We start from the raw sequence: 18,545 nt of genomic DNA on the forward strand, positions 1-18,545 counted from the left end.
CCCCGCTGGTGTCGATCATGACCCGCGCGCCGGGTCAGCCCGGGTCGAACGCCCGGTAGGCCCGGCGCAGGCGTTCCAGCAGGCCGGGGCCGCCGATCGCCGCCGCGGGTGAGCCGAGCTGCCGCAGCAGCAGCTCCGGGCCGGTGGCCAGGACGGGCGGCCGGTCCGGCAGCGGCACCGGCGACACCCAGAACCGGTCCACCGTCCCGGTGAGCGGCACGTCGGGCAGGTCGGCGAGCACCCGGGCCGACCCCGCCGCGGCGGCCCGCGCACCGTCCACGACCGACGGCACGCGGGCCGGCGTCCGGTCGGACGTGCCGGCAACCTGCCCGACGTCGGAGGGCGTCCGGTCGGACGGTCCGGTGGCCCGCCCGGCGTCGGCGGACCCGCCGACCGGCGTGCCGTCGGTGCCGTGGGGCGACCCGACCGCGTCGGCGCGGAGCGCGCGCAACCGGCCGAGCAACGCGTCACGGCTGCGGCCCCGCCAGTGCAGCAACTGGAACGGGTCGGCGTCGAACGCCTCGGCGAGCAGGTAGAACGTCGCCGCGAGGTGCTTGCACGGCACCGCGACGTCGGGGCAGCCGCAGCGCTGGGTCAGCTCCCCCACCGACCGGGGGAACAGGGGCGCGCCCGCGGCGGCGAACAGCTCCTCCAACTCGGCCGGCAGGTCACCGGCGAGCAGTCGGGCGCTGAAGAACGCCTGCCCGGCCAGCTCCCGTTCGACACGGTCCCAGAGCACGTCCGGAAACGGCGGCAGGGCGATGGTCACCGGGTAGGGCCGGGGCCGGGAACCCTGCACGCTCGCCTCGACCCGCCCGGGTGACACGTCGAGCCGGAGCACCTGACCCCGGCGCGCGTACGCCCGGCCCCGGGTGAGCCGGGTGCCCAGCGCGAACGACTCCAGCACCTCCAGGAACCGCCGGGACCACCAGGAGACCCCGATCGCGCCCCGGGTACTGCGCGCCTTCAACCCGCCGTCGACCCGGCGCGGCGGCCCGAACCCGGCGAACGGGCCCTCCGCCCCGGCACCCCGGGGGCTCACTCGACCACCGCCCCGGCGTCCAGGGAGAACAGCTCCCGTAGCTGTCCGGTGGACAGCTCGGTCACCCACTGCTCGCCGCTGCCCACCACGGACGCGGCCAACCCCCGCTTGTCGGCGATCATCGCGGCCACCTTCTCCTCGACGGTGCCGGCGCAGACGAACTTGCGGACCTGCACCCGCCGCCGCTGGCCGATCCGGAACGCCCGGTCGGTGGCCTGGTCCTCCACCGCCGGGTTCCACCACCTGTCGACGTGCACCACGTGGTTGGCGGCGGTCAGGGTCAGCCCGGTGCCGCCCGCCTTGAGGGAGAGCACGAACAGGGCCGGGCCGTCCGGGGACTGGAACCGGGTGACCAGGTCGTCCCGGTCGGACTTGCCGACCCCGCCGTGCAGGTAGAGCACCTCCCGGCCGAAGCGCGCCGACAGGTGGCCGCGCAGCAGCGCGCCGAACTCGGCGTACTGGGTGAACAGCAGGGCCTTCTCGCCGGCCGCGAGCACCTCGTCGACGATCTCCTCCAGCCGTTGCAGCTTGCCGGAACGGCCGGCCAGCGGGGAACCGTCGTGCAGCAGTTGGGCGGGATGGTTGCAGACCTGCTTGAGCCGGGTCATCGTGGCCAGCACCAGGCCCCGGCGTTCCATCCCGTCGCTCGCCTCGATCCTCGCCAGCATCTCGTCCACGATCGCCCGGTAGAGCGACGCCTGCTCGGCGGTGAGGTTGCAGACCACCTCCATCTCCAGCTTCTCCGGCAGGTCGCTGATGATCGAGGAGTCGGTCTTGAGCCGCCGCAGCACGAACGGGCCGGTGACCCGGCGCAACCGGGCCGCCGCCTCGGCGTCGCCGTGCCGCTCGATCGGCACCGCGTACGACTGCCGGAAACTGCTGGCCGGGCCGAGCAGGCCGGGATTGGCGAACTGCATGATCGACCACAGGTCGGCCAGCCGGTTCTCCACAGGCGTGCCGGTGACCGCGATCCGGTGCCGGGCGGGCAGCGCCCGGACCGCCTCGGCCTGCCGGGTGGCCGCGTTCTTGATCGCCTGGGCCTCGTCGACCACCACCCGGTGCCAGCCGACCGACGCCAGCGCGACCGCGTCCCGCGCGGCCACCGCGTACGTGGTGAGCACCAGGTCGGCGGCGTGCACGGCCTGTTCGAACGTGTCGTCCCGGGCCCGGTCCGCGCCGTGGTGCACGTGCACCCGCAGGCCGGGGGTGAACCGGGCCGCCTCCCGCTGCCAGTTGCCGACCAGCGACATCGGACAGACCAGCAGGGTCGGCCCGGCGTCCGGCGGGTCCCCGGCGAACAGGGCCAGCAACTGCACGGTCTTGCCCAGCCCCATGTCGTCGGCGAGCACCCCGCCGAGCCCGAGCGACTGGAGGAACACCAGCCAGGCCAGGCCGCGCCGCTGGTAGGGCCGCAGGGTGCCCTTGAAGGCCGGCGGCGGGTCCAGCGGGACGAGCCGCCGTTCGGCCTGCCCGGCCAGCAGGTCACCGAGCGGGCCGTCGGCGGTCACCGCGAGCACCGGCAGGGCGGCCGGGGTCTCCGCCCCGGCCAGCCCCATCCGCAGCAGGTCGGCGACGGTCAGCTCGCCGGAGGAGCGCAGCAGCCGCAGGCCGGCGGCCAGCCGTTTCGGGTCCAACTCCACCCACCGGCCGCGCAACCGCACCAGCGGGGTCTTCAACGCGGCCAGGGCGGCCAACTCGTCGGCGTCGACCGTCTCGTCGCCGAGCGCCACCTCCCAGCGGTAGTCGACGAGCGCGTCCAGCCCGAGCGCCCCGGTCGCGGCGACCGTGCCCGGGGCGGTCCGGCTGCGGGCCTGCAACCGGGCGCCGAGCCGCGCCGCCGGCCGCCGCCACCAGGACGGCAGCAGCACCCCGAACCCGGCGGCGTGCAGCACCGGCGCACCCTCGCGCAGGAACCGGTGCGCCCCCTCGACGTCCAGCTCCAACTGCTCCGGGGCGGGCGTGCGCAGCGCCCCGTCCAGCTCCGGCCAGAGCCGCCCGGCCCGGCCCAGCTCGGCCAGCAGGGTCTCCTGCGGGTCGCCGCAGCGGCCGGCGAGCGCGGGCAGCAGCTCCGGGTGCCGCCAGACGTCACCGGCGGCGACGTGCAGGCCCGGCTCGTCGGCGGCCTGGAGACCGAACTCGACGCGCCACCGTCCACCCTGCCCGACGACGGTCGACGGGTCGGCCGGCACCACGGTCAGGGTGTCGACGATCTCGTCGTCGGCCGGCTCCACCAGCCGGAAACTCGCCCGGACCGGCCCGCCGACGGCGTCGCGCTGCCAGTCGGCCAGTTCGGCGCGGAGGGTGGCCAGGCCCTCGGGTTCGGCGGTGAACCGCCGCTGCGGGCCGGTCAGCGCCGCCAGCCACCCGGCGGTCACCCCGTCGCGCCGACCGCCCCGGAGCAGGTCGACGTCGGCCAGCGCCCGGCGGGCGGCGGCATCGGTGAGCAGGTCCAGCACGTCCGCGACCAGCCCGCCGACCCCGTCGCGCGGACCGTCCGGGCCGGAACCGGCGGGTGGTGCGTCTCCTTCGCGCTGCGCCGGGGCGGTCGCCTCCTCGGGACCGGGCCGCTCCCCGGCCGTCCGGCTGGCCCCGGGACGCGGGCGGGCGGGGGGCGACGCGGGGTCGACGGCGGCCCGGACCGCCGGGGGCAGGGCGAGGGCCAGCGACCGGGCCCAGGCGGCGTCCGCGCCGGTGAGCAGGGGCCGCCACACCGCCCACCCGACCGCCTTCCCCGGAGACCGGGCGTTTAAGCGCCGGTCCGGCGGCCCGTCCCCGGGCTGCCTCCGCTCCCCCGGCCCGTCCCCGGGCGGGTGGTCGGCCACGCCGGGCAGCAGCCGGCCCCGGGCCACCAGGTCGACCGCGAAACCCGCCAGCTCGGCGAGGTGCCGCAGGCCGGCCCCCACCACGGCGTCGAGCCCGTCGAGGGTACGCAGCAGGTCGAACGCGTCGTCCGGGGCGTACCGGAGGACGGGGGCCCGCCAGGTGGCGAGGGTGACCGGGCCACGGGCCGGTTCCGCGACGGTGGCCGGGACCAGCTCCGGCGAGTGCAGCGGCGCGCCCGCCCGGGTGGGGAGGGTGAGCGGCACGGTGCCGGCCGGGCGGTCACCGAGCAGCGCGGCCAGGGCGCCCGGGTCGGCGGCGAAGGGGTGGGGGCGTTCGCGCGGGGCGCGGCCGGGGCGGCGCGGCACCTGCGTCGGCCGGGTCGAATCCTCCGCCCACACCGCCAGACCGGCCCCGACCAGCCACACCCCGTGGACGACCAGCACTCGTTCCCCCTCGTCGACGCCCGGGGTCAGGATAGGCGGCGAGGGCCGGGCCCTGCCGCTCAGACCGCGCCGGTGCTGCCGTCGGTCAGCTCACGGAGGATGTCGGCGTGTCCGGCGTGGCGGGCGGTCTCCTCGATCATGTGCACCATGATCCAGCGCAGCGACACCTCGCCGAGCTGCGGCTGCGCCACGACATGGTCCAGCGGGAAGCGGGCCGCCACCGCACGGGAACGGGCACAGGCCCGCTCGTAGGCGTCGGCGAGCTGGTCGAGGGTCTCCCCCTCGGTCAGGGCGAAACTGGCCGCCGCGTCCTCCTCGGAGGTCGGGAAGACGTCACCGGGGGTCGGATCGAGCAGGAAGGGGAACCAGTTCCGCTCGACCAGGGCGAGATGCCGCAGGATGCCGGCCAGGGTGGTGGCCGACGGCACCAGCCGGCGGGCCGCCTCGGCGTCGCTCAGGCCCCGCGCCTTGCGCAGCACGGTGGCCCGGTGGAAGTCGAGGAACGCGTCGAGCACCGCCCGCTCGTCGCCGGTGCGGGCCAGCACCGGGGCGAGCGTCGGATCGATCCGGATTTCCGCCATCAGCGGACGATAGCGGTGGCCGTGCCGTCCCGCTGTCCCCCGGCGAACCCGCCGTCCCCGGCAAACCCTGCGGTCCGGCGGCCGGCTTGGCAGGATGGGCGCATGGCTGCGACGGTACGGATTCCCCTGGCGGACGGCCCGGCTGACGGCGAGGCGGTCGACGTCGAGCTGGACAGCAACGAGCGTCCTCCGCTGACCCACCACCACCTGGGCCCGCAGGGCCTGGTCGACGCCCAGATCTACGAGCTGGAGTCCGCCGGCGACCAGTGGCGCTACCGCTGGCGCGGCCCGGCCGTCTGACCCGGCCGGCCCGGTCAGGCGGCCATCCGGGCCAGGGTGCGCGAACGCAGGCCGTCCAGCACGGCACGGGTGACCTGGGAGGTGCCCCGGGCCTGGTCGCACACCTCGGCGACCCGGCGGGCGGTGGCCTCGCGGCGGGACTCCCGTTCGTCCCAGAGCCGGTCGACCTCCGCCAGCAGCGGGCCCTCCACCTCGCGTTCCACGCCGCGCAGCGCCGGCACCCCGAGCCGCTGGGCCAGGTCGAAGACCTTCCCGGCGTACGGCAGGGGCAGGAACGGGGTGCCGACCATCGCCGCGAAGATCAGGAAGTGCAGCCGCATGCCGACCGCCAGGTCGAAGTGCTTCATCAGGCCGAGCACCTGCCGGGGCGAGTAGTCGCCGTGCAGGATGCGCCCCCGGTCGGCGGCGATCATGTGGGACAACACCCCGTGTGAGTGCCGGATGTCGTCGCGTTCCATCGGCACGAACAGCACGTGCGCGTCGATCCGCTGCACCAGGAAGTCACCGATCTGGGCGAGCAACCGGTGGTACCCGTCGACGTCGAGCCGTTCGGCCGCCCGCCCCGGCTCCCGGACGCTCAGCCCGACCAGTCGCTTGCCGGCGGGCACCCCCTCCTCGCGCAGCAGCCGGGCGGGGAAGTCCTCCGGTTCCAGCAGGAACGCCGGATCGGCGGTGACGGTGATCGGATTGAGCAGCCCGGCCTCCTCCAGCACCATCCGGGACTCCTGGTCGCGGACGGTCACCTCGGTCGCCCCGGCCAACGTCTCCCGGACCATGCCGGTGTCCACCCCGTCGCTGAGTGGGCCGACACCCACCGCGTACGTCAGCAGGGGCAGGCCACGTTCCTGGGCGACCCGGACGACCCGCAGGTAACGGCGGGCCTCCTTGTCGTACAGGATGCCGCCGCCGCCGAGGATGAGCAGGTCGAGCTGGCCGAGCACCTCGGCCGAGTCGACCCGGCTGACGCCCTCCCAGGGCACCGCCTCGACGTCGGGATGGGCCAGCGCGGTGTGCGCCGGGTTGCGGGAGAACACGATGATCCGCGCGTTCGGCTCCTGCTCCCGCAGGTCGGCCAGCAGACCGGTGAGGATCGCCTCGTCCCCCAGGTTCCGACCGCCGTACGAGCCGAGGACACCGATGGTCAATCCGGTGGGACCCCTCATCCGTCACTCCTCCCCAGGACCGTCCCGGCCCGCATTCCCCCTCCCACCCCACCCATGCCCTGCCCCGCTCGCCCGTCCCCTCCCGCTACCTCCGCTTCCACCCCGACCCGCCGCCGCTCCCCACCCGCCCCGGCCCTCACCGCCGTCCCCGGTGATCAAGAGGTTCGCGTCAACCCACCCGCCCCTCCTGACTCAAACCTCTTGGTCACCGAGACATCGACGGGGGCGAGGGGTTGATCAAGAGGTTTGGGTCAGACCACCCCGTCTGGCTGACCCAAACCTCTTGGTCAACGGGGACATCGACGGGGGTGAGGGGTTGATCAAGAGGTTTACGTCGGGGCGGGGCGGACCGTTGACGTAAACCTCTTGATCACCGGGGCGGGACGCGCGGGGCAGGAGGGGACGGGGGCGCGGGCGTGGGGTGGGTGGGGTAATCGGGTTGCCCGGGGTGAGGGGGCTCGCCAGGGTGGGGGGATGGTGGGTGTGCGTGCGGGCGGGGGCAGGATCGGGTGGGACGAGCTGCCCGGGCATGTGCGGCAGGCGGTGGAGCGGATCATCGGTGACCGGGTGGTCGAAGCGGTGTCCCAGCCCGGCGGGTACTCCCCGGGCACCGCCGACCGGGTGCGGACCGCCGGTGGTCGACGGGCGTTCGTCAAGGCGGTCAGCCCGGCGCAGAACCCGGACAGTCCCCGGATGCACCGCGCCGAGGCCCGGCACACCGCCGCGCTGCCCCCGTCCGCGCCGACGCCCCGGCTGCTCGGTTGCCACGACGACGGCGACTGGGTGGCGCTCGTGCTGACCGATGTCGACGGACGGCACCCGTACACCCCCTGGCGGGACGCCGAACTCGACGCGACGCTGCGTACGCTGGAAGCCCTGGCCGGGACGCTCACGCCGAACCCGGTGCCGGGCACGCCGACCGCCGCCGAACGGTTGGCCCACGATTTCGGCGGCTGGCGGCGGATCGCCGCCGACCCGCCGTCCCGGCTCGACCCGTGGGTCGCCGGGCACCTGGACGAGCTGTGCGCGGCGGCCGACCGGGGGTTGACCGGGCTGGCCGGGGACACCCTGTGCCATCTGGACGTGCGGGCCGACAACCTGCTGATCGGCCGGGACGGCACGGTCACCGTGGTGGACTGGCCGTGGGCCTGCCGGGGCCCCGCCTGGTTGGACACGGCGCTGCTGCTGGTCAACGTACGGTTGCACGGCGGGCACGACACCGAGGCGTTGCTGCGCCGGCTGCCGCTCACCGCCGGGGCCGACCCGGCCGCGCTGACCGGCTTCTACGCCGGGCTGGCCGGTTTCTTCACCGACAGCGCGCGTCGCCCGCCGCCGCCCAACATTCCCACCGTGCGCGCCTTCCAGCAGGCCCAGGCCGACGCCCTGCTGCCCTGGCTGCGCCACCGCCTCGACCACCCGCGGACCGCTGGTTGACCAAGAGGTTCGCGTCACCGGCAGCCGATTCCGTGACGCGAACCTCTTGATCAACGCGGACGGGCGGGGGCCGGCGGGGGGTACGGGTCAGTGGAGTTGGTGGGTGAGGAAGGGCAGGGCTACGTGGGGTAGCAGGGGGGTGGTGGGGATGTCCTGGTGGGTGAGGCCGGGGAGGACCGCCAGGCGGGAGGCCGGGCGGGCGGTGCCGTCGCCGCCCGGGTCGTGGTGGCCGCCGCCGAGCAGCCCGTAGAACTCGGCCATGTGGGCCACCGGGATCGCGTCCGCGTCGGCGAAGACCAGCAGGGTCGGTACGGCGAGCGCGGCCACCTGCGGCGTCCAGTCGTACTCGCGGCGCAGCAGGTCACCGGTCTTGGCCCAGAGCACCGGCCAGTCCTGCGGACGGGGGGCGATCCGCGTGTAGAGCTGGTGCGGGGGCGTGCCGCGCATCCGCTCGCCGGCCCGCTCGTCCTGACCGGACATGGCGGCCAGCACCTCGGGATACCAACCCTGCCGCCGGAACGGGGTGGAGACCAGCACCAGCCGGCGTACCAGGTCCGGATGCTGGATGGCGGTCCGCAGCGCCACCCCGCCGCCGAGGGAGTACCCCAACAGCTGCGCCCCGGGCAGGTCGAGGTACCGCAGCAGCGCGGCGACGTCGTCGGCCATCGACTCGTAGCGCAGTGGACGAGCCACGTCGGCGGTGCGGCCGTGGCCCTGGAGGTCGACCGCGATCACCCGACGGCGGTGGGCCAGCGCCGGCACGATCGGGGCGAACATCTCCGCCGCGCCGTAGCCGCCGTGCAGCAGCACCAGCGGTGGGCCGTCGCCGTGTTCCTCGTACCAGAGCCGCAGCCCGTTGACGTCCGCGTAGCTCACGATGTCACCTCCGGCCGACGTCGGGACGCGGGCCGCCGGGAGCCGCCACGGCGACGCCTCCGGCGGACCTGCCGGCGGCGTCCCATCGGCTCAACGATCCGGCCGCCGATGGTCGACGGCCGTTGTCGTTGCTGGTCGGAGGGTGGGCGCGGCAGGTTTCGAACCTGCGACCCCTCGCTTGTAAGGCGAGTGCTCTCCCACTGAGCTACGCGCCCGGAACGCCCGTACGAGCGGGCCGGTGGCTGGCAAGCTTACCTGCCGGCCGCCGGCCCGTCGCAACGGTGTGCCAGGTGACCGGTCAGGCGGCGACCGTGTCGGCGAGGGCCTTGCGCCAGCCCTGCTGGTCGCGCGCCTCACCCGGCATGTTCATCTCGGCGAACCGGACGACGCCGGCCTTGTCGATGACGAAGGTGCCCCGGTTGGCGATGCCGGCGAGGTCGTTGAAGACGCCGTACGCCTGGGCGACCGCCCCGTGCGGCCAAAAGTCGGACAGCAGCGGGAACTGGTAGCCCTCCTTCTCGGCCCAGATCTTGTGGGCGTAGACCGAGTCGACGCTGACGGTGAGCACCTGCACGTCGTCGTTGACGTAGTCGTTGAGGTTGTCCCGCACCTCGCACAGCTCACCCTGGCAGATGCCGGTGAAGGCGAGCGGGTAGAACACCAGCAGCACGGTGCGGTTGCCCCGGTAGTCCGAGAGCCGTACCTCCTGGTTGTTCTGGTCCTTCAGCAGGAAGTCGGGTGCCTCGGCACCAACCTCGATCGGCATGCGAACTCCTTGGGTCGAGTCTGAGGTGGGTTCAGCCTGCCACACCCGGGGACGACGCTCCGGGTGCGGGACTGCTCAGTCGCGTACGGCCTACTTGCGGCCCTTGGACCCGCGGCGCAGCACCAGCCGGGCGCCGCTCCAGTCCTTGCCGGCGTTGAGGGTCGAGGTCTGCTGGAGCCCGGCGGTCTGCGCCGACTCGGCGACCTCGCTCGGCTCGACGTGGCCGTCGCGGCCGGCCTTCGGGGTCAACAGCCACACGACTCCGGCGTCGGCCAGCGGACCGAGGGCGTCGACGAGGAGCTCGAAGAGGTCACCGTCACCGTCGCGGTACCAGACGAGCACCGCGTCGACCACCTCGTCGGTGTCCTCGTCGACCAGTTCTCCACAGCGGTCGGTCAGGGCGTCCCGGAGATCCTGGTCGACGTCCTCGTCGTACCCCATCTCCATGACGACCATGCCCGGTTCGATCCCGAACCGGTCCGCCAGGAGACGTACCCCGTCGGCGGCCTGACCAGCGGTCGCGCTCACTGTCGCGTGCCTCCTCATCTCGTCCCTGCCCGGCGGCGTCGCGGTGACGCCGTCAGGCAGAGTCCACACAGTTGTGGTCCGTCGCGCAAGTGGCGCACCGGGTGGAACGGAATTTACCGTGCCAGCAGCGTACGGGCACCCTGGGTAATGGCATCCTCGGAGACCAGCACCTGACGGGCAGCCGGACCTAATGGTACAAACGAGTCAACTGCCGCCACCCGCCGCGCCGCCCCCACGTATCCGGCGTCGACCAGCGCCGCGAGAATCCCCTCGCCCACCCCGCCGGAGCGCCGCGTCTCGTCGACCACCAGCACCCGCCCGGTCGCCGACGCCTCCCGGATCAGGTCCGCCACCGGCAGCGGGGCCAGCCACCGCAGGTCCACCACCCGGCAGCCGATCCCCTCGTCGGCCAGGGTCGACGCCGCCCGCAGCGACATCCGCACCCCGTTACCGAACGTGACGATCGTGACGTCCTCGGCGGAGCCGACGCCGTACACCCGGGCCCGGCCGATCGGCGCGTGGCCGGCGGCCCAGGCGGACGGCTCGGCGTAGGCCCCCAGCCACTCACCGTCACCAGGCTCGTACAGGTCCCGGGTGTGGTAGAGCGCGATCGGCTCCAGGAAGACCGAGACCGTGCCGTCCACGACCGCGGCGGCCAGGCAGGTCCGCAGCAGCGGGCCGGCGTCGTCCGGCCGCGCCGGCACCGCGACCACCAGACCGGGCACGTCCCGCAGTACGGCCACCGAGTTGTCGTTGTGGAAGTGCCCCCCGAACCCCTCCTGGTACGCCAGCCCCGGCACCCGCACCACCATCGGGTTGCGGAACGCCCCCTGGGAGAAGAACTGCAGGGTGGCCGCCTCGCCGCGCAACTGGTCCTCGGCGTTGTGCAGGTACGCCAGGTACTGGATCTCCGGCACCGGCAGCATCCCGGCCAGCCCCGCGCCCAGCCCCAACCCCAGCACCGACGTCTCGTCCAGCAGGGTGTCGAAGACCCGGGCCGCCCCGAACCGCTCCCGCAGCCCCTTGGTCACCCCGTACACCCCGCCCTTGGCGGCGACGTCCTCGCCGAACACCGCCAACTGCGGGTGGCTGAGCATCCCGTCGGCGAGGGCCGCGTTGATGCTCTGCGCGAGGGTCAGCGGGCCGGCCAGCTCCGGCGGCTTGCCGCCGAACGCCTCCGCCCGGCCGGCCGCGTCCGGGCCGGCGGCCCGCTGGGCGGCCTGCGCCACGGCGGCGGCGACCCGCGAGGGCCGGCGGGGCGACAGCGGGGCCACCACCTCGGCCACGGCCGACAGCTTCGGCTCGTCGAGCACCTCCTCGGCGGTCCGCCGCACCTGCCAGCCCCGCTCGTCGTAGCGGGCCAGCAACTCCTCCCCGGTGGCCACCCCGGCCTCGACGAGCAGTCGGGCGGTGGCCAGCACCGGGTCGCGTGCTTCGTCGGCGGCGATCTCGGCGGTGCTGCGGTACGCCTGCTCGGCGTCGGCACCGGCGTGCCCCAGCAGCCGCACGGTACGCAGGTGCAGCACCGCCGGGCGGCGGTGCCGGCGCACCCAGCCGGCGGCCTCGGCGGTCACCGCGTGCACGGCCACCGGATCGGTGCCGTCGGCGGTGAAGTACCGCACCCCCGGCCGGGCCCGCAGGGTCCGCTCCACCCAGCCCTCCGGCGACCGGACGCTGATCCCCAGGCCGTTGTCCTCGCAGACGAACAGCACCGGGATCCGCAGACCGGTGTGGTCGTACCAGCCGGCGGTGTTGAACGCGGCGGTGGCGCTGGCGTGGTTGACCGAGGCGTCGCCGAACGAGCAGACCACGATGGCGTCCCGGGGCCACGGCGAGCGCGGCGGGCCGTCCGGGTCGTCGCGCCGGGCGGCGGTGTCCATCCGGCGCAGCCGCTCCACGGCCAGCCCCAGCCCGACCGCCCGGGGCAGGTGCGAGGCGATGGTGGAGGTGGTCGGCACCACGGCCAGGTCGGCGCGGCCGAAGACCTTGTGCCGGCCCCCGGCGATCGGGTCGAGGGTCGAGGCGACCATGCCCCGCAGCACGTCCCGGGCCGCCTCGGCGTACGCCTGCTGCCACCCGTCCGGGTCCGGGCCGCCCGCCGGATCGGCCACCGCCGGCTCCGGGCGGGGGCCGGCGGGTACGACGGGTCCGGTGTCGGCCGGGCCTCCCGCCGGGCCGGGCCCACCGGCGGCGGACGCGACGGCCTGACCGGCGGCGGTGTCGGTGGCGGCGGCCGGCGCGGTGGCGGGCTGGTGACGGGGCACCGGCTCGGCGGTGCCGTCGGAACCCACCCGGTAGGCGACCGGTCCGGCCGGGGGCGGTGGCACGGCGACGCCGTCGACCGCGTCCGCCGGGCGCACCGCCGCGGGGTGCGGGTCGTGGACCGGGGAGCCGGGGCCGGTCTCCCCGCCCCACCCGGCACCGGCGTCCGACCCGGCCGGCGGACCGGCCTGGACGGTCCCGTCCGGCAAGCCGGTGGCAGCCGGAGTCCCGGGTGACAGGTCGACGGCGTCCGGCGTTCCGGGCGGCGCAGCCGGGGCGTCCGGCAGCCCGGTCGGCGGGCCGCCGGTTCCCGGGGTTCCCGGCGGCGCGGTCACGGCGTCCGGCGGGCCGGCGGCGTCGGGGGCATCGGTGTCCGGACCCGCGGCGGGTGGGCCGGTGTGCTGCGCTCCGGCAGGCGCGGGGACGTCGTCGACCGCCGGGTGCCCGTCGTCCGGGGCGTCCTCCGGCGGGCGGATGCCGTCGGGGCCGCCGGCCGGCGGGTGGTCGTCCCCGTCGGGGTCCGGGTCTCCGGTCACCGCCGCGAGGTCCCCGCCTTCCCCGGCGTCGCCGCCGGGGAAGGCGTCGGCCGCCTGGGCGGCGCGCAGGCAGTAGAACGCGCCGGAGCGGTAGTGCAGCAGGGCCGGGTCGGTGGGGCGCAGCGCGGCGGCCACCGCCGCGTTGGCCTCGTGCCCGGCCGAGCCGATCGTGTAGAAGCCCTCGTCGAAGCTGCGCAGCCACCGCGCGGCCAGGTCGAGCTGGCGGCTGGTCACCTGCGCGTCGAACAGGGCGAGTAGCTGGTGCCCGGTCAGCGCGGCACCGGGCCGGACGGGTCGCCCGGGGTCACGCCGCCGCTCGGGCTCGGGCAACGCGCCCAGGGTCTCCCGGAACCGGTCGTCGAGATCTTGCGGGGTGGTCACGCGATCAGCATTACCGACGGAGGCCACGCTCGCCCACTCAGACACGACCCGACCGGGGTACGGCGGTCCGCCGCACCCCGCTGTGGACCGTCCCCGCAGGACACCGACCCGACCCGTTCCCGCGACGACGACGGCTGCCGGGCACCCGTTCGCCGGGCGCTGTTCGGCTGCCGGAGGCGGCGACGGTCTCCGGTCGTCACCTGACGGCCACCGTGGGTCGCGACGCTGCCGGGGTCAGGAACGCACCGGACCCCGGGGAGGCTCCCATGGCACTGTCCCGACGTACCGTCCTGATCTCCGGCGCGGCGCTCGGTGCGGCCGGCGCGACCGCCGGCCGGTCCACGCCCGCCGACGCCGACGGGCGTCCCGCCCGGCCGGTGGCCCCCGCCCGGAACCGGCCGCTGGTCTGGCCGTTCACCCTGGGGGTGGCCTCCGGCGACCCCGACCACCAGGGGGTGGTGCTGTGGACCCGGCTGGCGCCGCAGCCGTTGGCCGGGGACGGTCTGGGCGGGATGCCCGGACGGACGGTCGAGGTGCAGTGGGAGGTGGCCGCCGACGAACTGTTCCGGCACGTCGTCCAGCGGGGTACGCAGACCGCCCGACCCGAGTCGGCGCACAGCGTGCACGTCGAGCTGACCGGGCTGCTGCCGGGACGGGAGTACTTCTACCGGTTCCGGGCCGAGGGACACCTCTCCCCCACCGCGCGCACCCGGACCGCGCCCGACCCGGCGTCCCTGCCCGCCGCGCTGGCGATGGGTTTCGTCTCCTGCTCCCACTACGAGCAGGGGTACTTCACCGCCTACCGGCGGCTGGCCGAGAGCGCGCCGGAGCTGATCCTGCACCTCGGCGACTACCAGTACGAGTACGCCCGGGAGTACGGCCCGGACCGGCCGCGCGGGCACGAGGGGCCGGAGACCCGGACGCTTGCCAACTACCGGCAACGGCACGCCCAATACAAGACCGACCCGGATCTGCAGGCGGCGCACGCGGTGGCCCCCTGGGCGGTGGTCTTCGACGACCACGAGGTGGAGAACAACTGGGCCGGCGCGGTGCCGGAGGAGCCAGACCCGGACTTCCTGGCCCGGCGGGCCGCCGCCTTCCAGGCGTACCACGAGAACATGCCGTTGCGGCGGGCGTCGGTGCCGCGCGGTCCGGACATCGCGCTGTACCGGCGGTTGCGCTGGGGTCGGCTGGCCACCTTCCACCTGCTCGACACCAGGCAGTTCCGCGACGACCAGGCGTGCGGGGACGGCTACCGGGACTGCCCGGCGGCGGCCGACCCGGGGCGCACCATCACCGGGACGGCGCAGGAGCAGTGGCTGCTGGACGGGTTCCGCCGCTCCGACACCCGCTGGGACCTGCTCGCCCAGCAGGTGTTCTTCGCCGCCCGCGACCGTGACCCGGGGCCGACCCGGCTGACCAGCATGGACGCCTGGGACGGCTACCTGGCCTCCCGGGACCGGATCACCCGGGGCTGGGTGGCCGCCGGGGTCCGCAACCCGGTGGTGCTCACCGGCGACGTGCACGCGCACTGGGCGGCCGACCTGAAGCTGGACTACCTCGACCCGGCGGCGCGGACGGTCGGTACCGAGCTGGTCTGTTCCTCGGTCACCTCGGGCGGGGACGGTTTCGACTCGGCCAGCGGCTCGCACCCCTGGCTGCGTACCAACCCGCACCTGCGGTTCCAGAACGACCTGCGCGGTTTCGTCCGGACCACGATCACCCCGGCGCAGCTCAGCGCCGACTTCATGGTGCTGCCGTACGTGACCCGGGCGGGCGCGCCGGCGTATCCCCGGGCGTCGTTCGTGGTCGAGGACCGGGTGCCCGGCCTGCACCAGACGTACGACCGGCCGCCGTCCACCAGCCGCGCCCGGCCGGTGGACCGGGACCGGTACACGGTCGAGACGGAGACCGGACTGCGCTGAGCGGCCCGCGTCCGGGTCGGCCGGGGGCCGGGGGGGTTCAGCCGGGTGCGGGTCAGCCGGGAGGTGCGGGTCAGCCGGGGAGGAAGGAGAAGCGGACCTGACGCGACGGGTTGTCGCCGTTGGGGTCGACCAGGCAGACCGACTGCCAGGTGCCGAGCTGGAGCCGGCCGCCGAGCACCGGCAGCGTCGCGTACGGCGGGACGAAGGCGGGCAGCACGTGGTCGCGGCCGTGGCCGGGCGAGCCGTGCCGGTGCCGCCAGCGGTCGTCGGTGGGCAGCAGGTCGTCGAGGGCCCGCAGCAGGTCGTCGTCGGAGCCGGCGCCGGTCTCGATGATCGCCACCCCGGCGGTGGCGTGCGGCACGAAGACGTGCAGCAGGCCGTCGCCCTGCCCGGCGACGAACCGTTCCGCCTCGGCCGTGATGTCGGCGACGGTGGGACGGGAACCGGTCCGGACGGTGATCACCTCACTGCGCATACGGCGCATTCTGCCGCATCCGTCGCGCGACCGCCGCCGGCCCGGGGCGGGACGGCCGGCCGGGGTGCCGGGCACGGTCGGGGCAGTCGGGCGGTGTCGGCGTCCGGGCGGCCCGAGGGCGCGGCCGGCCGGTCGGCCCACGCAAAGTTACCGGCGGGTACCTGTGTTCAGCGTCGCGTCTGGGGGAGCAAGACGTGACGACGGGTGCCACCAGAGGGCAGGATGGCGCTAGAGACCTATCCCACACACAACCGAGGGAACGCCTGTGGCTACGGAACGCAAGCGCCCGGTGATCACCGCTGGTCTGCCGAGCCAGCTTCCGGACATCGACCCCGAAGAGACCGGCGAATGGGTCGAGTCGCTCGACGGTGTCATCGACGAGCGCGGAACCAAGCGCGCCCGGTACGTCATGCTGAGCCTGCTGGAGCGGGCCCGCGAGCGGCAGGTCGGGGTTCCGTCCCTGACCACCACCGACTACATCAACACCATCGCCCCGGAGCAGGAACCCTGGTTCCCGGGTGACGAGCACATCGAGCGGCGGATCCGGGCGTACGTCAGGTGGAACGCGGCGATGCTGGTGCACCGGGCGCAGCGGCCGGAGATCGGCGTCGGCGGGCACATCTCCACCTTCGCCAGCTCCGCGTCCCTCTACGAGGTGGGCTTCAACCACTTCTTCCGGGGCAAGAACCACCCGGGCGGTGGCGACCACATCTTCTACCAGGGCCACGCCTCCCCGGGCATGTACGGGCGGGCGTTCCTGGAGGGTCGGCTCTCGGAGGACCAGCTCGACGGGTTCCGGCAGGAGCTGTCGCACCCGGGCGGCGGGCTGCCGTCGTACCCGCACCCGCGGCTGATGCCGGACTTCTGGGAGTTCCCCACGGTCTCGATGGGTCTGGGTCCGCTGAACGCGATCTACCAGGCCCGGTTCAATCGCTACCTGCACCACCGCGGCATCAAGGACACCTCCCAGCAGCACGTCTGGGCGTTCCTCGGCGACGGCGAGATGGACGAGGTCGAGTCGCTCGGCGCGATCGGCGTGGCCGCCCGCGAGGAGCTGGACAACCTCACCTTCGTGATCAACTGCAACCTCCAGCGGCTGGACGGCCCGGTCCGGGGCAACGGCAAGGTGATGCAGGAGCTGGAGGCGTTCTTCCGGGGCGCCGGCTGGAACGTGATCAAGGTGGTCTGGGGCCGGGAGTGGGACCCGCTGCTCGCCGCGGACACCGACGGCGCGCTGGTCAACCTGATGAACACCACCCCCGACGGCGACTACCAGACCTACAAGGCGGAGTCCGGGGCGTACGTGCGGGAGCACTTCTTCGGCCGCGACCAGCGGACCCGCAAGATGGTCGAGCACCTGTCGGACGACGAGATCTGGAACCTCAAGCGGGGCGGGCACGACTACCGCAAGCTCTACGCGGCCTACAAGGCGGCCACCGAGCACACCGGGCAGCCGACAGTCATCCTGGCCAAGACCATCAAGGGCTGGACGCTGGGCTCGCACTTCGAGGGCCGCAACGCCACGCACCAGATGAAGAAGCTGACGCTTGACGACCTCAAGCTGTTCCGCGACCGGCTCTACCTGGACATCCCGGATAAGGCGCTGGAGGACAACCCCTACCTGCCGCCGTACTACACCCCGGGTGAGTCCTCGGACGAGCTGGCGTACCTGCGGGAGCGGCGCGAGCAGCTCGGCGGTTACCTGCCGTCCCGGCGGACCAGCCACAAGAAGCTGGCGATCCCGGGGTCGGAGCGGTTCGCCGACGTCAAGCGCGGCTCGGGCAAGCAGAAGGTGGCCACCACGATGGCCTTCGTCCGCCTGCTCAAGGACATCATGAAGGACAAGGAGTTCGGCAAGCGCTGGGTGCCGATCATCCCGGACGAGGCGCGCACCTTCGGCCTCGACTCGATCTTCCCGACCGCGAAGATCTACTCGCCGCACGGCCAGCGGTACACCTCGGTCGACCGGGACCTGTTCCTGTCCTACAAGGAGTCGACCACCGGGCAGATCCTGCACGAGGGGATCAACGAGGCCGGTTCGGTCGCCTCGTTCACCGCCGCCGGCACCTCGTACGCCACCCACGACGAGCCGATGATCCCGATGTACATCTTCTACTCGATGTTCGGGTTCCAGCGCACCGGTGACGGCTTCTGGGCGGCGGCCGACCAGATGGCGCGGGGCTTCGTCCTCGGCGCGACCGCCGGGCGGACCACGCTCAACGGTGAGGGCCTCCAGCACGAGGACGGCCACTCGCTGCTGCTGGCCGCCACCAACCCGGCGGTGGTCGCCTACGACGCGGCGTTCGCCTTCGAGCTGGCGCACATCGTGGAGAACGGCCTGCACCGGATGTACGGCGAGGAGCAGGAGAACGTCTTCTACTACCTCACCATCTACAACGAGCCGATCCACCAGCCGGTGGAGCCGGCCGACGTGGACGTCGACGGGCTACTCAAGGGCATCTACCGCTACGCGCCGGCCCCCAAGGTCGACGGCCCGAAGGCGAACATCCTGGCCTCCGGCACCGGCATGCAGTGGGCGCTCAAGGCGCAGCAGCTCCTCGCCCAGGACTGGGGGGTGGCCGCCGACGTCTGGTCGGTGACGTCCTGGACGGAGCTGCGCCGCGACGCGGTGCTCTGCGAGGAGCACAACCTGCTCAACCCGGGCGCGGAGCAGCGGGTGCCGTACATCCAGCAGAAGCTGGCCGACGCCGACGGGCCGAAGGTCGCGGTCAGCGACTGGATGCGCGCGGTACCGGACCTGATCGCCCGCTGGGTACCCGGCGACTACACCTCGCTCGGCACCGACGGTTTCGGCATGTCGGACACCCGGCACGCGCTGCGGCGGCACTTCCACGTCGACGCCGAGTCGGTGGCGGTGGCGACGCTGCGGCAGCTCGCCCTGCGCGGCACGGTGCCGGCCGGCGTCCCGGCCGAGGCCGCCAAGAAGTACGCGATCGACGACGTCAACGCCGCCCCGGTCGGCGAGACGGGCGGGGACAGCTAGTCCCCG

At 74.3% G+C, this 18,545-nt stretch carries 13 protein-coding genes and 1 tRNA gene; 4 read left to right on the forward strand and 10 right to left on the reverse strand.

Going from position 1 to position 18,545, the window contains the following annotated elements; all coding sequences use genetic code 11:
- Positions 1-34 precede the first annotated feature (34 nt).
- The 3 genes from B5D80_RS16890 to B5D80_RS16900 are packed head-to-tail and all read right to left on the reverse strand — an operon-like array spanning position 35 to position 4,889.
- Positions 35-1,042, reverse strand: a complete 1,008-nt coding sequence (locus B5D80_RS16890) for an SWIM zinc finger family protein (protein ID WP_088644834.1) — start codon at positions 1,040-1,042, stop codon at positions 35-37.
- Positions 1,039-4,308, reverse strand: coding sequence for a DEAD/DEAH box helicase (locus tag B5D80_RS16895; RefSeq protein WP_088644835.1), 3,270 nt, complete (start codon positions 4,306-4,308; stop codon positions 1,039-1,041). The genes B5D80_RS16890 and B5D80_RS16895 overlap by 4 nt, the downstream gene beginning before the upstream one ends.
- A 59-nt stretch (positions 4,309-4,367) precedes the next feature.
- Entirely contained in the window at positions 4,368-4,889 is a 522-nt protein-coding gene (locus B5D80_RS16900; RefSeq protein WP_088644836.1) for a DinB family protein, read from the reverse strand.
- Positions 4,890-4,991: 102 nt separating this feature from the next.
- Between B5D80_RS16900 and B5D80_RS16905 the strand changes: the two genes are divergently transcribed.
- Positions 4,992-5,189, forward strand: a complete 198-nt coding sequence (locus tag B5D80_RS16905; protein WP_088644837.1) for a hypothetical protein — start codon at positions 4,992-4,994, stop codon at positions 5,187-5,189.
- 14 nt (positions 5,190-5,203) lie between these two features.
- Here B5D80_RS16905 and B5D80_RS16910 read toward each other — a convergent pair whose 3' ends face one another.
- Positions 5,204-6,352 (reverse strand): polysaccharide pyruvyl transferase family protein, encoded by a 1,149-nt coding sequence (locus tag B5D80_RS16910; RefSeq protein ID WP_088644838.1) that lies wholly within the window; start codon positions 6,350-6,352, stop codon positions 5,204-5,206.
- 474 nt (positions 6,353-6,826) lie between these two features.
- Here B5D80_RS16910 and B5D80_RS16915 point away from each other — a divergent pair, with 474 nt between their 5' ends.
- Complete coding sequence (locus B5D80_RS16915; protein WP_088644839.1) at positions 6,827-7,786, forward strand: phosphotransferase family protein; 960 nt, start codon at positions 6,827-6,829, stop codon at positions 7,784-7,786.
- 87 nt (positions 7,787-7,873) lie between these two features.
- Here B5D80_RS16915 and B5D80_RS16920 read toward each other — a convergent pair whose 3' ends face one another.
- The 5 genes from B5D80_RS16920 to B5D80_RS16940 all read right to left on the reverse strand — a co-directional run bounded on the left by B5D80_RS16920 (position 7,874) and on the right by B5D80_RS16940 (position 13,135).
- Positions 7,874-8,662, reverse strand: coding sequence for an alpha/beta fold hydrolase (locus B5D80_RS16920; RefSeq protein ID WP_088644840.1), 789 nt, complete (start codon positions 8,660-8,662; stop codon positions 7,874-7,876).
- A 143-nt stretch (positions 8,663-8,805) separates the two neighbouring features.
- Positions 8,806-8,877: transfer RNA gene (locus B5D80_RS16925), tRNA-Val, on the reverse strand.
- A gap of 83 nt (positions 8,878-8,960) precedes the next feature.
- Entirely contained in the window at positions 8,961-9,428 is a 468-nt protein-coding gene (locus tag B5D80_RS16930; RefSeq protein WP_088644841.1) for a peroxiredoxin, read from the reverse strand.
- A gap of 90 nt (positions 9,429-9,518) precedes the next feature.
- A complete protein-coding gene (locus B5D80_RS16935; protein WP_067315614.1) occupies positions 9,519-9,956 on the reverse strand; it encodes a DUF3052 domain-containing protein in 438 nt (145 codons plus the stop codon).
- A 113-nt stretch (positions 9,957-10,069) separates the two neighbouring features.
- Positions 10,070-13,135: a thiamine pyrophosphate-dependent enzyme gene (locus tag B5D80_RS16940; protein WP_088644842.1), complete on the reverse strand. Its 3,066-nt coding sequence runs from the start codon at positions 13,133-13,135 to the stop codon at positions 10,070-10,072.
- Positions 13,136-13,401: 266 nt separating this feature from the next.
- On the opposite strand from B5D80_RS16940, the gene B5D80_RS16945 reads away from it, so the two are divergent.
- Complete coding sequence (locus tag B5D80_RS16945; RefSeq protein ID WP_088644843.1) at positions 13,402-15,060, forward strand: alkaline phosphatase D family protein; 1,659 nt, start codon at positions 13,402-13,404, stop codon at positions 15,058-15,060.
- A 70-nt stretch (positions 15,061-15,130) separates the two neighbouring features.
- Here B5D80_RS16945 and B5D80_RS16950 read toward each other — a convergent pair whose 3' ends face one another.
- On the reverse strand, positions 15,131-15,535 hold the full coding sequence (locus tag B5D80_RS16950) for a YjbQ family protein (protein ID WP_168222548.1): 405 nt from the start codon (positions 15,533-15,535) through the stop codon (positions 15,131-15,133).
- Positions 15,536-15,800: 265 nt separating this feature from the next.
- On the opposite strand from B5D80_RS16950, the gene aceE reads away from it, so the two are divergent.
- Positions 15,801-18,539 (forward strand): pyruvate dehydrogenase (acetyl-transferring), homodimeric type, encoded by a 2,739-nt coding sequence (gene aceE / locus B5D80_RS16955; protein ID WP_088644845.1) that lies wholly within the window; start codon positions 15,801-15,803, stop codon positions 18,537-18,539.
- Positions 18,540-18,545 lie beyond the last annotated feature (6 nt).

Source organism: Micromonospora wenchangensis, assembly GCF_002210435.1.
GTDB lineage: Bacteria > Actinomycetota > Actinomycetes > Mycobacteriales > Micromonosporaceae > Micromonospora > Micromonospora wenchangensis.

Bases quoted from the DNA above. Each gene is read 5' to 3' on its own strand.
- B5D80_RS16910 (WP_088644838.1), bottom strand. From the start codon at position 6,352: ATGAGGGGTCCCACCGGATTGACCATCGGTGTCCTCGGCTCGTACGGC.
- B5D80_RS16945 (WP_088644843.1), top strand. From the start codon at position 13,402: ATGGCACTGTCCCGACGTACCGTCCTGATCTCCGGCGCGGCGCTCGGT.
- B5D80_RS16930 (WP_088644841.1), bottom strand. From the start codon at position 9,428: ATGCCGATCGAGGTTGGTGCCGAGGCACCCGACTTCCTGCTGAAGGAC.
- B5D80_RS16905 (WP_088644837.1), top strand. From the start codon at position 4,992: ATGGCTGCGACGGTACGGATTCCCCTGGCGGACGGCCCGGCTGACGGC.
- B5D80_RS16900 (WP_088644836.1), bottom strand. From the start codon at position 4,889: ATGGCGGAAATCCGGATCGATCCGACGCTCGCCCCGGTGCTGGCCCGC.
- B5D80_RS16950 (WP_168222548.1), bottom strand. From the start codon at position 15,535: ATGCGCAGTGAGGTGATCACCGTCCGGACCGGTTCCCGTCCCACCGTC.
- B5D80_RS16915 (WP_088644839.1), top strand. From the start codon at position 6,827: ATGGTGGGTGTGCGTGCGGGCGGGGGCAGGATCGGGTGGGACGAGCTG.